At 36.5% G+C, this 14944-nt stretch carries 15 protein-coding genes, 1 riboswitch and 1 other annotated feature; of the genes, 8 read left to right on the top strand and 7 right to left on the bottom strand.

Going from position 1 to position 14944, the window contains the following annotated elements; genetic code table 11:
- The coding region (locus tag FDO66_RS06540) for an RNA-guided endonuclease TnpB family protein (protein WP_141431823.1) at positions 1-402 on the top strand (402 nt) is incomplete at its 5' end.
- Between the two features lie 195 nt (positions 403-597).
- Here the strand turns inward: FDO66_RS06540 and FDO66_RS06535 are convergent.
- Together FDO66_RS06535 and FDO66_RS06530 are read right to left on the bottom strand one after the other, a co-directional pair.
- Entirely contained in the window at positions 598-1359 is a 762-nt protein-coding gene (locus FDO66_RS06535) for a GNAT family N-acetyltransferase (protein WP_141431821.1), read from the bottom strand.
- 206 nt (positions 1360-1565) lie between these two features.
- Positions 1566-1895, bottom strand: coding sequence for an iron-sulfur cluster biosynthesis family protein (locus FDO66_RS06530; RefSeq protein WP_141431842.1), 330 nt, complete (start codon positions 1893-1895; stop codon positions 1566-1568).
- Between the two features lie 199 nt (positions 1896-2094).
- On the opposite strand from FDO66_RS06530, the gene FDO66_RS06525 reads away from it, so the two are divergent.
- Positions 2095-2742 carry a copper homeostasis protein CutC gene (locus FDO66_RS06525; RefSeq protein WP_258535636.1) on the top strand — a complete coding sequence of 216 codons (648 nt, stop codon included), beginning with the start codon at positions 2095-2097 and terminating at the stop codon, positions 2740-2742.
- Positions 2743-3218: 476 nt separating this feature from the next.
- Here FDO66_RS06525 and FDO66_RS06520 read toward each other — a convergent pair whose 3' ends face one another.
- Positions 3219-3782, bottom strand: coding sequence for an HD-GYP domain-containing protein (locus FDO66_RS06520; RefSeq protein ID WP_181444468.1), 564 nt, complete (start codon positions 3780-3782; stop codon positions 3219-3221).
- A complete protein-coding gene (locus tag FDO66_RS20745; RefSeq protein ID WP_181444467.1) occupies positions 3779-3952 on the bottom strand; it encodes a hypothetical protein in 174 nt (57 codons plus the stop codon). Before FDO66_RS20745 ends, FDO66_RS06520 begins: the two co-directional genes overlap by 4 nt.
- A gap of 397 nt (positions 3953-4349) precedes the next feature.
- Positions 4350-4438: riboswitch (cyclic di-GMP riboswitch) on the bottom strand.
- Positions 4439-4759: 321 nt separating this feature from the next.
- Here FDO66_RS20745 and FDO66_RS06515 point away from each other — a divergent pair.
- Positions 4760-4960, top strand: a complete 201-nt coding sequence (locus FDO66_RS06515; protein ID WP_141431815.1) for a YqzH family protein — start codon at positions 4760-4762, stop codon at positions 4958-4960.
- A gap of 27 nt (positions 4961-4987) precedes the next feature.
- On the opposite strand, the gene FDO66_RS06510 is transcribed toward FDO66_RS06515, so the two are convergent.
- Positions 4988-5782 (bottom strand): SDR family NAD(P)-dependent oxidoreductase, encoded by a 795-nt coding sequence (locus FDO66_RS06510; protein ID WP_141431813.1) that lies wholly within the window; start codon positions 5780-5782, stop codon positions 4988-4990.
- 10 nt (positions 5783-5792) lie between these two features.
- Positions 5793-6758: an MBL fold metallo-hydrolase gene (locus tag FDO66_RS06505; RefSeq protein WP_141431811.1), complete on the bottom strand. Its 966-nt coding sequence runs from the start codon at positions 6756-6758 to the stop codon at positions 5793-5795.
- Between the two features lie 234 nt (positions 6759-6992).
- Positions 6993-7221 (top strand) — a binding site (T-box leader).
- A 34-nt stretch (positions 7222-7255) separates the two neighbouring features.
- Between FDO66_RS06505 and proC the strand changes: the two genes are divergently transcribed.
- The 4 genes from proC to FDO66_RS06480 all read left to right on the top strand — a co-directional run bounded on the left by proC (position 7256) and on the right by FDO66_RS06480 (position 11457).
- Positions 7256-8134: a pyrroline-5-carboxylate reductase gene (gene proC, locus FDO66_RS06495; protein ID WP_141431807.1), complete on the top strand. Its 879-nt coding sequence runs from the start codon at positions 7256-7258 to the stop codon at positions 8132-8134.
- 131 nt (positions 8135-8265) lie between these two features.
- Entirely contained in the window at positions 8266-9285 is a 1020-nt protein-coding gene (gene namA / locus FDO66_RS06490) for an NADPH dehydrogenase NamA (RefSeq protein WP_141431805.1), read from the top strand.
- A 431-nt stretch (positions 9286-9716) separates the two neighbouring features.
- A complete protein-coding gene (locus tag FDO66_RS06485; protein WP_258535635.1) occupies positions 9717-10295 on the top strand; it encodes a helix-turn-helix domain-containing protein in 579 nt (192 codons plus the stop codon).
- A gap of 136 nt (positions 10296-10431) precedes the next feature.
- Complete coding sequence (locus FDO66_RS06480; protein WP_141431801.1) at positions 10432-11457, top strand: aldo/keto reductase; 1026 nt, start codon at positions 10432-10434, stop codon at positions 11455-11457.
- 617 nt (positions 11458-12074) lie between these two features.
- Here FDO66_RS06480 and rnz read toward each other — a convergent pair.
- Entirely contained in the window at positions 12075-13001 is a 927-nt protein-coding gene (gene rnz, locus FDO66_RS06475; protein ID WP_141431799.1) for a ribonuclease Z, read from the bottom strand.
- Positions 13002-13408: 407 nt separating this feature from the next.
- Here rnz and zwf point away from each other — a divergent pair, with 407 nt between their 5' ends.
- Complete coding sequence (zwf, locus tag FDO66_RS06470; RefSeq protein ID WP_141431797.1) at positions 13409-14911, top strand: glucose-6-phosphate dehydrogenase; 1503 nt, start codon at positions 13409-13411, stop codon at positions 14909-14911.
- Positions 14912-14944: the final 33 nt, after the last annotated feature.

The following is a 14944-nucleotide window of genomic DNA, read 5'->3' as shown; positions in this document are numbered from 1 at the left end:
AAAGAACAACGGATTATCCAATACTGGAACCATGTTTTTTCCAAAAAAATTGTTGAGTTTGCTAAATCTGTAGGTGCCTCTGTTATTAAATTAGAGGACCTCATTAATATTCGCTCCATGAAGAAATACTGGAAACGTAGTGACCGAAATATTAATTCTTGGGCTTTTTATGATTTGGAAACAAAAATCACTTATAAAGCACAATTAGCTGAGCTAGAGGTGCAAAAGGTGAATCCGTTTAAAACAAGCCAGGAATGTTCTACATGTGGTAAGACAATAAAAAAGAACCGTAGAGGTTCTTTTTACAAATGCTCTTGTGGTCATAAACAAAATGCGGATATAAACGCTAGTTTTGTCATTTCTACAAGACCATCTACTGACCCTAAAACGACTGCGGCTTAAAACCGCTGCGGAAAGTCTAATGCTTTTCGTAAGGCTCCTGACTGAGCTATACACCTAGCCGATGATTTGCTACCGATTTCTGTTTTTTAACAGAGAACGGACTGTGAGGAGGTAACGGTAACACCAACGGCACTGACCGTTCTATACGCAGTGAAACTCTGTTGGAATCCCCTTCCTCAAAAATTCGTGAGAATTTTAGGTGGGGGAGGATGTCAATCTGTACCAATATTTATATTTCTCTTTGAAGCCCACTTGAGCATATAACTTCAGGGCTGGTTGATTATTTAACATAACCTGAAGATAAGCCTGGTTGGCTCCATTTCTTTTACCCCACTGAAGCAGGTTTAAAACAAGCTGCTTGCCGTAGCCTTGCTTTCTGCAGGTTTCATCCGTTACGATATCATATAAACCCATGAATCCATCTTCTAAAATGCCTAACCCACAAGCTATAACCTCATCATTATTGTTTTTCAGCATAATAAAACAGCACTCTGGCACTAAATTCATTAACATTTTCTTTAATGTGGGTTGATCTTTTTCACTTACTTGATTAAGGGTGCAGTAGCTTTTAAACCATTTTTCATTCCATTCAGGCTTCCACTCTACATTATGATTTGAAGGTTCTTCAATATGCAGTAAATCAAGCTGCTGGACACTCGTTTCACTGTCCATATCATATCCTCTTTCTTGAAGGACATCATCCAAGTCCTCCGGGAAAACATGATCTGTTATTTTAAAAACAACACTTAAGTTCTTTTGATGAAATAGCTTCTCGCATGTATCAATTTTACTTTCTACATTCTCACTAGATGGGTAAATAGGGTTCACTGAATTTGCTCTTCTTGTGTAGCCATTAGAAAATCTTAATACCCAGCCGTCATATAAGACCGTACTGATTGCTGGTAGAGCATTCATGGATAGTTCTTCGATTCTTTGTGTTAGTAAATATGGTTTCATGTTTCCCCCTTCTTCAAATCTTTTTATTTTTTCCAATTTTAGCATATAAATTTAGAGACTCGAAACCATTATTCACTAAATGGTATATTGTTGGAGGAATTAAATCGAAGCATATGGTTATGGATCATTTCTTAAAAGATAGGTTAAAACATTAAAAAGAGCAATCTCCATTTTATCCTTTGAAGATTGCCCACTGTTTAGATCGTTCATACACTTGTTTTATTATAAAAGCTCATCGTTGGGTTTAAGTATTGGCTTGGACTTTTTAGTTGATAATAATTTGCAGCTTCTACAAAATCAATCTTCATTTTTTCATCGAAAAAAACTTCCTTCGATCTTTCCACATAGATACTACCAGCATTCGTTTGAATTTCAAGATCGTCATCATGTAGCTTCGATACAAACCAAAGGGCAGGTACTCCATTTACCACACAGCCACAGCCTTCAGTGTCGTACTTTAACTTTAAAAAACCGGTCTGTCCATTTATTTGTTCTGACAGCTTTGCAGCAGCTGCTTCTGTTATTTCAATTTGCATCATTTATCCCCCCACTTTCTCTACCATTTTAGCATGAAAATGCAGAAAGAGTGATTCTGCAAGCTCAAATATAAAATAGCTAAATAACTTACATTTAGGGAAAATCCTTTTTAAACCAATTAAAAAAGTTTCTTATCTTGTTAAAACACCTTACCTTCGCTATGCTTAGAAATAGAGATTTTTTAAATAATAGATAAACGTGGAGCGTAAAAGAGTTATGTCATATATAAAAGAAGCATGCGTGGGTCATTATGAGGAAGCTAAACGAGCGGCTCTATTAGGGGCGGATCGGATCGAGCTATGCGATAACCTAAAAGAAGGCGGTACAACACCTAGCTATGGTTCGATTGTACTGACAAATAAACTACCTAATATCACTGTAAATGTCATCATTCGTCCTCGTGGTGGGCATTTTATATATTCAGATGCAGAACTCGAAATTATGAGAAAAGATATTGAAATCTGTAAACATCTTCAAGTCCATGGTGTTGTGTTTGGTGTATTAAATAAAGACAATAAAATAGATCGAGAAAAAATGAAAGGATTAATCAATGCAGCTAAACCGCTAAGTGTCACTTTTCATATGGCCTTTGATGAAATTGAAAATAAAAAAGAAGCAATCGATCTTCTCATTGATCTAGGCGTCGACCGTATATTAACAAAAGGCGGAGAGGAAAGTGCCATAAAAAATCTGTCTATCATTAAAGACTTGATAAGATATGCAGGCAATCGAATTATTATCATGCCAGGCGGAGGCATTCACAATCAAAACATAGAAATGGTAGTAAAACAAACCGGAGCTACAGAGCTGCACGGTACCAAAATTGTAGGAGTGTTATCAGATTAACTGGAAATTTGGATAGAGGGTAAAACTCAATGCAGTTTAAGAGAACTTTAAAACACAATAAGCGACCTTGTTCTTCTAGTTTAGAATGAACAAGGTCGCTTACCTTATTTCTTCACACATTACAATTAATCCTTCTTTCCATATTACACAAACAAGCGTAAAAATTTTTTTAATCCTTACTTCCTATGAGTTACCCAGCATAATTATTTTATGCTTTCGCCTTTCGCTGCTCTTTTGGAATCACCCTCTTTCTATGTAGCATTTATTGCTTGTCTTTATCATACAAAAAAACTGCCCATTTGTAAATACAAAATAATATAAATTTTCTAAAAATATTGAATAATGAGATATTAAATGACAAAAGTTGATTATCGAAAGGAAATAATTTATCCAAAAATGGGGGCGTGGTGGAATCAGTTGTATAAACATCTGATAGAAGAGGCGGATTTATATCTAGTTGTAAATTTTCACCTTGCCTATATATTAGCAACTTGATTCAGTGTTAACCCTGTTTTTTTTAGATCAAGAGGAGTATGTCCTTCTATATTTAAGATTGGTTGATTCGGGTGATCTGAGAATATGTGTATAATTTCAGCTTTTTGGCCATTTCTCAATACTATTTTTCTTTCCTTTAAAGACACCATTAAATATAATGTAAATTTCTTTGTTATATCTTTATCCAATTTATTTAATTGTGAGTCTTTTAATAGTTCCTCTACAGCAAAAAGTATAGATTTCTGATCTTTATATACTCTGCTAGAGTATATTGCATCGAAGGTGTCTGCAATGGATAGTATTCTTACTAAAAAAGGAATATTCTTAGAGGTCAATCCTTTAGGATAACCAGAACCATCCAATCGTTCATGGTGGAGAACAGTTCCTAATAAAATTTCTTTCGACAACTCAGCATCCTTCAACATATTATATCCATAAATTGGGTGATTTTTCATTTCTGTAAATTCCTCATCTGTCAATCGTGCTGGTTTATGTAAAATATTATGGCTTATTTTGAACTTTCCAATGTCGTGGAATAAACTCATACGGGCCAATAAAAGTTGTTTTCCTTTTTAAGACCCATAATTTGACCAATTTTACTTGCGATCAATCCTACATTTAAACTATGCTGATATAAGTACTCATCTGTAATAATTTGTTCCTTTAAGTCTATTATAGTTAAGCTTTTATTAAAAAAATCCGTATATATATTCATAAATGAGTCATCTATTAATCGTGCTTCTTCTTTCTTTAAACTTTCCTTATCATATAGATCCTTATATTGAGCTTTTAAACGTGTTAGACTTTTTTGATAAAGACCGCTAATTCCTGTATCTACTTTACTTAATGACTCTTTTTCTATTCTAATATCGTGTTTAGCTAAAAGTTAAATATGTTTGGCGTTTAGTAGAGTTCCTTTCTTAAGCAGCAATATGCCTATAGAAGAATAAATATCCTGATTTAATTCCATTCCGATTTGCAATTTATTTTGTTTCATTAGTATATCCTCTTTTCCTAGGCTTTGAGCAATTAACCAAAAACCTTTTTTACTGCTAAGAGAACACGTTCTTTATTAAAAAGATTGATCAAAGAATAGCCCTCAAAGAAAGCGATTCAGTAGCCTGGCAATCACCATTCATAATGAACAGTAGACCCATGGCTTTTCGTCCTCAACTTTCTTATGAGTTTATCTTTATCAAATTTATTAAGTAATTCAAAGTATAATAATTTTTGTTTTTCACCTTATTATTTTTGTTAATTAGTTCAAAATTACTATTAACACACGAGTATGGTTCTATATTACTATAGATAAAATCAGCTAACAATTTAAATAATGTGACACTAATCTACATATTTCGGCATAATTAAATAAGTGTTATGTGACTTTGGTATTCAAAATCAAACAACTTTATTGTCAAAACAACTGGTTTTTTCGTTAACATAACTGTCAAAAAAAAAACAGCCTCTATAAAAGATTGTCATTCTCTCTAAAAGAATTATAATAGGCTCTGAGGTGTAGCCAATGGATAAAAAATTCATTTTTAAAATGATGAAGAGCTGTTTAAAACAATATCTCCCTGAAGATGTGTCTTTAACTGACGAAGATTTTGAGAGTATGTATGAAAAGGTTGTACGGGGAAAAAAGACAGATGAATCAGCTGTTCTGCATGATCTCGTTCAAGATGTTGTATATGAGTACATAACTAACTCACCTTACTTTTAAATAACCGCTGCATAACGCAACGGTTATCTATTTTTTGTTAAAGGCCCGCTTCCCTATCCTTTCAAAGGCTCTCGGAAATAAAGCATAAATAACACTGCCTGCATTCATCCAGCGCGGCAGGTTGATTTCCCTTGTTTGCGTTAACATACAATTCACAATTTTTTCTGCTACATAAACTGGTGTAAGCATATACTTTTTCACACTATTTACATACGTTCCCTTTTTATCAGCAATTGTAAAGAAGTTTGTCATGATTGGACCGGGATTGACAGCTGTTACAAAAACATTGTGTTCGGCAAGCTCCAATCTGAGACTATTTGTATAACCAAGAACAGCATGTTTTGTCGCGCAATAGGCACTTGATTTTGGTGTAGCCACTTTTCCAGCCATTGATGCGACATTAATGATGTGACCACTTCTTCTCTCCTTCATCCAAGGAAGAACCATGCTTGTACAAGCCATAAGCCCGATCACATTCACATTAAACATTGCTTTAACCTCATCTAAGCTTATGTGATCTGCTTCCTTAAACATTCCAAAGCCTGCATTATTTACAAGAATGTCGACGTGACCAAGCTCATTCTTAATTTCTAAAAATATCCTCTCAATTTCATCCGAGTTGGAAACATCTAACTTATATACGAAGACGGAAACGGAAAAACGATCTTCAAGCTCATGCTTAATTTGCTCTAGTTTTTCAATGCTTCTTGCTAAAAGAACTAAATTAGCTCCCCTATTTGCACAAAGAGAAGCTAATTCTAAGCCTACTCCGAAGGAAGCACCTGTAATAATAATATTTTTATTTTTTAAACGATCAGACATGTTAAGCACCTCATTTTACAGCCGAGTACAGAAAAGGTATTTGATCTTCATTAATATGTAGTTTTCTTAACGATTCTAAGTAATCTAATTGGGCGACCGTTTTTGAAATGGCTAGGTGAAACTCACTTTCATAAGCATTTGGGAAAAGTCTTTGACAAATTTCAAATGCTGTCATGGCTTCTTTTTCGAGCCAGCTATGAACTTTCATCGCTCGGTTATGCTCTCTAGAAAGTCTTTCCTTTACAAGATCAGGAACTTCAAACACCTCTGGCCCATGTCCGCTATATACTTTTCTTATGGAATAGTCTAAAAGCTTTTTAAGTGACTTATTGTAGTCAAGCTGAGACCTAGGACGCTCTTTTTTTCCAGGAAACGGTGGTTCTATAAGTGGATTTGATGAAACATGTGCAAACAAATGGTCTCCACTAATTAAGATCCCGTCTTTTTCTCTAAAAAGGCATATTTGACTTTGAGCATGTCCCGGGGTCTCGATGACTTTCCATTCAGATAAACCTTTTGGAGACTCACCTTCCTTAACCGTTCCTGTCAAAGATCGTTGACAAGAATAAATAAAAGAGTCTTTTAAAAAGTTTACTCTTGGAGCAAAATTAACTGGCACACCCAGCTCTGTAAAAATCTGCTGATGAAAATCATTAAATTGCTGCAAAAAACTTTTTGTCCGAAATATCCATCGTTCATTGTTCGGATGACCATAAACCTTTGTCGTTGCTGGAAGCTTAGCTAAAAGTCCAGAATGGTCTGGATGATGATGGGTTAACACAACCTGGTCAATATCCTCAAGCTGTAGATTTAACGATTTTAACTGATTCTCTAAAGAAAACCAAGCTTCTTTCGTATTTGGACCAACGTCGATCAAAGTTAAAGCTTCATTTTTTACAAGGTAGATATTGACGTCCCCGACTGGAAAAGGGGTAGGTAAAGAAAGTTTCGCTATTCCATTTTCCCAAACTGACATGATATAAAAAAACTCCTTTTTATAAATACATACTCATTCAACCATTATAAAATTTAGTTTAGCTTTCTTTCTACTTATTGTCATTATTTTCACCAAATAAAGCAAAATATGATGATAGATAAGTCATTTATCCCTTGACAGGCAAGCAGTCTATCTTGCATAATTGGGAAAACAATAAAATCAATTAGAGTAGTTCGTCGATAGACTTCAAATATCGCTCCTTTTATAAAAGCATAAATTGCTATGATTAAGACTAGTAAATGGTGTATGACGATAGAGAGTGAAGCCCACTGGCTGAAAGGTTTCACCGTCCTCTTAACCATTGAACCTTCCTTATGAGCTGTTAGGCAAACCTAAACGTCATCCAGCGTTACATGGAACTAGAGCAGCACCTTTTTTAACTTAATGTGTAAAAAAGGTGAATGAAGGTGGTACCACGGAAGCAAGACCTTTCGTCCTTTTTAGGATGAGGGGTCTTTTTTGTTTTTATTTCGGATATGATATCCATAACAAGTGAAAAAGCAACGGAGGAGATAAATATGAACAAAATGACCTTTATCGGAGCCGGTTCAATGGCTGAAGCGCTCATTTCAGGCATTATAGAAAAAAACATGCTGCCTGCCAACCAAATATGGACAACAAACAGAAGTAATCGTGAAAAGCTCATCGACTTGCAAAATAAATATGGAACAAGCTTCTCTTATGATTTGGATGAATTATTTAAGAATACAGATATCGTTATCCTAGCCATGAAACCAAAGGATGCTGCCGAAGCTATTACTAGATTAAAGCATTATTTAACAAAAGAAACACTTTTAATTTCTGTATTGGCTGGTGTATCCATTTCAAGTATTGAGATGCTCGCAGGCCAGCCTTTAGCAGTAGTGAGAGCTATGCCAAATACATCCGCTACCGTAGGAAAATCAGCAACAGGATTGGCACTAAACCAAAACGTATCTGATCAACAAATAAAGCTTGTAACCGAAATGTTTGAAACTGTTGGGCTTACCACCATCGTGAAAGAAGAACAGCTAGATGCCGTCACTGGTTTATCCGGCAGTGGACCAGCCTATATTTATTACCTAATAGAAGCAATGGAAAAAAGCGCAGTAGAAATCGGATTAGATCGTCAGCTTGCAAAGGATTTAATCGTACAAACATTGATTGGTGCTGCAGAGATGGTATCAACATCTTCAAAAGCACCAGAACAGCTTCGTAAAGAAGTAACAAGCCCAGGGGGAACAACAGAAGCTGGTATAAACGTTCTTGAAGCAAATCATGTCAAACAAGCCTTTATCGAATGCATTAAAACAGCAACGAACAAATCAAAGGATTTAGGAAAAGCATTAAGCAAGGAATTCGAACTTTCCTTATAAAATCGAGCATTGATCTAAATAAACAATTTCTTTCAAAAAAACTAGCAATTAAAAGCTAGTTTTTTTCTATTCTTACTAAAAATTGCTATAATTTATTTTGGTTACCGAAATAAATAAAGGAGGCTTTCCAATTGGCAATGAAATTATTTTCCCCTTATACAATCAAAAATACGACCTTCAAGAATAGGATCGTGATGGCTCCTATGTGCATGTATTCTAGTTATCACGAGGACGGAAAGGTGCAAAATTTTCATTTAACACACTATGTATCAAGAGCTTTAGGGCAAGTCGGACTTATTATTTTAGAAGCTACAGCCGTAGCATCCCAAGGACGTATTTCCCCACAAGATTTAGGAATATGGGATGATGATCATATCCCTGGATTAAAGCAGTTGACAACGATGATGAAGGAGCATGGAGCGAAAACAGGGATCCAGCTGGCCCATGCCGGAAGAAAAGCCGTCCTTGAAGGAGACATTTTTGCTCCTTCTGCCATCCCCTTTAATGAGCAAATGAAAATGCCAAAAGAAATGACCTTAGAAGACATTCGCCACACCATTGAAGACTTTAAAAAAGGTGCTGAAAGAGCCAAAAATGCAGGCTTTGACGTGATCGAAATTCATGCAGCTCATGGATATCTAATTAATGAATTTTTGTCCCCATTATCAAATCAACGAACAGATCAATATGGAGGTACGCTAGAAAACAGATATCGGATCTTAAAAGAAGTAATAGATGAAATAAATACCGTCTGGAACGGCCCTCTTTTTGTCAGAGTATCAGCTTTTGACTATCATGAAAATGGTTTAGGGGTGGAAGAATACATTGCCATGAGCAAATGGATGAAGGCACAAGGGGTTGACCTTATTGATGTTAGTTCTGGCGGGTTAGTGCCAGCTGATATCTCGTCATATCCAGGCTATCAAGTGAAATATGCAGAGGAAATAAAGCAGAAAGCAGCAATCCCAACAGGAGCGGTTGGTCTTATTACGACAGGCATTCAAGCAGAAGAAATTTTGCAAAATGAACGTGCTGATCTTATCTTTATTGCCAGAGCGTTATTAAGAGACCCATTCTGGCCTAGAACAGCGGCTAAAGAGCTTGGCATAACCATTGAAGCTCCAAAACAATATAGCCGTGGATGGATCTAATATTTCTTTTTAGACTAGATTAAATAACTCTGTTGATTTTTGAATCATTTAGCACGATTTTCATGAAAATCGTGCTACCTTGAAACTAGGAAATATAGATTTCCGATTTTCCTTTATAATGAAGTGAATATACAATACAAATTCAAGGGGGAATCAACATCGATAACAACGGACTTGTTCTCAACAGCAATCTTCTAGGCTGGAAAGACCTTTCTTTTTCTAAATGGGAAGATGTCACTCCACAAGAAGCATACGAACCCGCCCTGTCGGAGCATCTAATTGTCATTCATGCTACACCTATACCGGTTAAAGTCTTAGAGCGTACAGACGGCTATTTCGGCGAAGGCATAGCACAACCAGGCAACATCAATCTATTTTCTGCTGGTGAGATGAGTTATTGCCGTTGGGAGGATAAACTTTCTTTTTACCGAATGAATTTGTCTCCGTCTTTTCTCCAAGAAGTAGCCTTAAAAACCGATTTCCATATCTCAGGAAATGTGGAACTTCAACACAAATTACAATTGCAGGATCAGAAACTCTTTCAAATCAGCCAGTGGCTTGCTGACGAATTACAGAATGAAGGAGCAAGCGGCCAATTGTATCTCGACTCCCTTGTCAATCTACTGGCTATCCACTTGCTGCAAAACTACACATCGGGACGAAGCAAACCATCTTTATACCTGAACAAATTATCGAACAAGCAAATTTCCCGTGTAATCGAATATATGCACACCAATTTAGCACGCGACATTTCGCTAGATGAACTCGCTGAAGTTGCAAACATGAGTGCTTCCCACCTGGTTCGGCTTTTTAAGCAAATGACCGGATTGACACCACATAAGTATTTCATCCATTTGCGAGTGCAGAAGGCAAAGGTACTAATTCAAAGCCAAAAATATTCCATGGGTGAAATTGCTGTTCAGCTCGGATTTGCAGATCAAAGCCACATGAACCGCCACTTTAAAAAAATTGTAGGGGCAACACCAAGAGAATTTCTCCTTAACCGTTGACCACAACACCTGTCCTTACGGCTTGTTGTGGTTTTTTTGTACAAAAAACTGCTCATTCTGTTCAAGAAAATTTTTCTTCTATTGTTTAAACTGAAATTGTCGAGAGAATAACATTCCCAAAAGGAGGATCTTAAACATGAAATATACGCTTCTAGGAAATACGGGACTGGTGGTTTCAAAACTGGCTTTTGGAACAATGACATTTGGTTCGGGAAACATCCCGAGCGTATACAAAGTAAACCAGAACGATGCCAAAGCAATGGTTGACCGCGCTTTGGCATTGGGTATAAACTTTTTTGATACAGCCGATGCGTATGCTGACGGACAGAGCGAAATCATGTTAGGAAAACTACTTAAAGAACATAGACACGAGGTAATCATTTCTACAAAAGTCGGCATGCGAATAGGCAGAGGGTTGATCCAGACAGGTCTCTCCCGCAAACATCTCATGGACTCCTGTGAAGCGAGCTTAAAGCGTTTGGGTACCGATACGATCGATCTGTACATCGTGCACAAAACCGATCCGCTCACGCCGCTGGAAGAAACGCTTGAAGCGTTAAATGATCTAGTACGCTCTGGAAAAGTACGCTACATCGGGTACTCGAACTGGCCAGCTTGGATGGCTGCAAAAGCGTTGCAAATGCAAAAAGATCACGGTTGGGCGCAGTTCATCACAAGCCAAATGTATTATTCTCTGGTCGGGCGCGACATTGAGCATGAAGTAGCTCCATTTCTAAAAGCAAGTGGAGTTGGACTCATGGTATGGAGCCCTCTAGCGAGCGGCTTTCTGAGCGGAAAATATAACCGTGATAATCTGACCAATCCAAACAATCGGCTCAGCGGCTTTGATTTCATCCCGCTCAATAAAGAGTGGGGATTCCAAGTGGTTGACAAACTGCGTGAGATCGCAGATTCACATGGCGCCTCGCCTGCACAAGTATCCCTGTCCTGGCTGCTGGCCCAGTCCCATGTGTCCACCGTATTGCTCGGTTCTAGCAACATAAAACAGTTGGAAGACAATCTAAAGGCTGTCAACCTTTCACTATGTTCGGAAGAACTCACTGTCTTGGATGATCTCACCCGTCCAGCGGCTTTGTACCCGAACTGGTTCACGGAAGCTCTGTTAGACCCGCAAGTCATGGAAGCGATTCGCCAAAAATAATATAAAATACTATACGAATCAAAATCGAATCATGCTATCGTTTTTTGATCAAAAAATTCAGAAAATTAAGTTTATCAAACACACTCTTTTTTGATAAGGATTTCCCAGTTTATAAAATCAGATCGTTTATCATAAACTTCTGAATGATAATATAAAACGGGAGTTTTCTTTACTTATTTATTTTACAGTTTGTTGAAGAAGTTGTTTTTGAAAATGTTCTTTAATTAATGAAACGGATAAATAATGTTGATAACAATCGGTATAATCAAAGGACCTCTGTTGGAGGTCCTTATTTAATAGTGTACCGGTTTAGTTCAAATGCAAATTGTTATGAATTAATCATTCCTAGATACAAACCTATATCCTTCATTTAGATGCCTCTCTAGAAGGAGAAACTCGTATCCAGCCTTTATTATTTTTCATAGTATTGACAACTTACTGATTACTACCCTCTTCGAATCCTTAACGAATATGATTTCCGAAAAAAACAAAATTTGCTATAGAGGTACTTTCAATGCTTGAAAATGTTCTTCTTTACGTTTTTCAAAATCTTAGAAGTAACATTTGTACGAATCAGATTGAGTAGACAATCTACATAATTTTCTATTTTTCCAACTTCAGTCTTTTGCAGGAATATGTATTTCTTTGAAATCCTCTGCGATCTCCGTTTGTTCAAATATTGTTTTTGCCTCATTTACAAGCTGCACCCATGAACTGCGATCATACCTTGCACTAATATGTGTTAAACATAGCTTTTTTACTTTCGCTTTTTGAGCCGTTTTTGCTGCCTGATAAGTTGTTGAGTGATAGTATTCGTAAGCTAAGTGTTCCTCACCTTTTGAAAAAGTTGCTTCATGAACAAGAATGTCTGCGTCTTTTGCAAGTAAAGAAGCTGCTTCACAAGTGCGTGTATCTCCTAAAACCGTGACGATTCTCCCCTTTTGATCTGGTCCTACAAACTGATTAGCATCAACCACCGTACCATTTTCCAAAGTAACATTTTCACCATTTTTTATTTTTTTATAGACAGGACCAGGCTTAATACCTGCAGCCATTAATTTATCAACCATCAAAGTTCCCGGTCGATCCTTTTCAACGACACGATATCCGTAGGATGGTATCCCATGATCTAGTAAACGAGCTTCAACTAAAAACTGCTCGTCTTCAAAAATGAACCCTTCTTCTATTTCGATTACCTTCAGTGGGTATTTTAGATACGTTTGACTTATTGAAAGGCTTACATGAATATATTCCTTTAATCCTTTAGGACCAAAAACAGTTACCTCTGTTTCTCCTCCTTGAAAGGATCTGCTAGATAAAAGACCTGGGAGTCCATAAAGATGGTCTCCATGAAGATGAGTAATAAAAATTTTTTCAATTCTTCTCGGCTTGATCGATGTATGTAAAATTTGATGTTGTGTAGCTTCACCACAATCAAATAGCCAAATAGCCCCTCGTTCCTCTAATAGCTTTAAAGCAACTGAGGTAACGTTACGTACCTTTGCTGGAACACCTGCTCCAGTACCTAGAAAAAATAAATCCATAATCTCCGATCCCCTTTAAAGCAATTTCATAATTACTATACCACAGTTCTATGAATTCTTGCTCCGTAATTCTTTAAAGAATACTTGTAGTCTCATTCAAACTCAATTTTCTGTTGGATTTTGTTAGTTTTGTCATACTTACTGATTTTTCTAAAAAAAATTTTCACAACAAACACGATTTTTAGTGTATAATAAAAAAAATTTTGTCAAATGAATATTTTGTGAAAATTTGATTCATTTAAAGAAAAAATCATTTTTTTGTTGCATTATATTTGCTAAATAGCTTAGAAACCGATAAAATTCTATATCTGTACAGATGTTTTTAACACTAGACTCTATCAAGTATGAAAAAGGAATTCATTTGCTATTTACAAATACATATTTTGAATGAAAAGAGGTCCATTAAAGTGAAACAGAATGAAAAACCAACTGCACTAATCATGATTTTTGGCGCAACAGGGGATTTAGCAAAACGAAAGCTGTTTCCTTCGATATATCGATTATATAAAAAAGGAAAGCTATCTGAAAACTTTGCTGTTGTTGGAGTAGGTAGAAGAACACTAACAAACGAAGAATTTCAGCAAAATGTACAAAAATCGGTAGCGAATGAAAATGGAGAAGCAACTCAAAGAGAGCAATTCTCTTCTCATTTTTACTACCATTCCCATGATGTAACAGATTCAAGCTCATATGCTGAGCTAAAACAACTAGCAGAAAAGCTTGATCATCAGTACCAATTAGAAGGAAATCGAATTTTCTATCTAGCAATGGCTCCAGAGTTCTTTGGAACGATCGCGATCCACTTAAAAGAAGATGGATTAACCGATGTTTCTGGCTTTAAACGTCTTGTCATTGAAAAACCTTTCGGTCATGATCTAGAATCTGCTAAAGAGCTTAATAAACAAATTAGACAAGCATTTTCCGAAAAGGAAATTTATCGTATTGACCACTATCTTGGAAAAGAAATGGTCCAAAATATTGAAGTTATACGCTTTGCAAATGCTCTTTTTGAACCTTTATGGAACAATCGCTATATTTCAAATATCCAAGTAACATCAAGTGAGGTTCTTGGTGTTGAAGAACGCGGTCGTTATTACGAAACAAGTGGGGCGCTAAGAGATATGGTTCAAAACCACTTGCTTCAAATGGTTGCGTTACTTGCGATGGAGCCTCCTATCCGCCTTACAACAGATGAAATTAGATCTGAGAAGGTTAAAGTATTTAGAGCCTTCAGACCAATCGAAGGTAAAACCGTGCGAGAGTATTTTGTTCGCGGTCAATATGGATCAGGTCAAGTAAATGGAGAAGATCTTCCTGCCTATAATAACGAGCCTATGGTTGACAAAAATTCAAATACAGAAACCTTTGTAGCAGGAAAGCTAATGATTGATAACTTCCGCTGGGCAGGAGTTCCTTTTTATATCCGAACTGGGAAACGAATGGAGTCAAAATCAACGAAAATCGTGATCCAGTTTAAAGATATTCCGATGAATTTATATTACCAAACAGAAGAAACATTAAATCCAAACTTGCTAGTTATTCATATTCAACCTGAAGAAGGCATTACGCTTCATTTAAATGCGAAGAAATCAGGCCAAAATATGGAAACAACTCCAGTTAAGCTTAACTTTGCAAACAAAGGAATTGACGGAATTAACACACCAGAAGCCTATGAGAAGCTTTTATTTGACTGCATGCGCGGTGATGCAACAAACTTCACTCATTGGGATGAAGTAGCTCTTTCATGGAACTTTGTAGATAAGATTTCTGCAGTATGGGAAAGCACGAAAGCAGAATGCTTCCCGAACTACGAATCAAACACAATGGGTCCTAAAGAGGCTGATGAGCTTCTTGAAAAAGACGGATTCTTCTGGTGGCCTGTCTCTGATTTAGATGTAGAAAGCTGCTAGCATATACAAAAAAAGCTCAAATTCACTCTGCTA

Origin of the sequence: Bacillus sp. 03113 (assembly GCF_006546985.1) — a bacterium.
Classification (GTDB): Bacteria; Bacillota; Bacilli; order Bacillales; family Cytobacillaceae; genus VATK01.
Note: the sequence above shows the minus strand (reverse complement) of the source record. Positions and strands in the feature narration are given on the sequence as shown.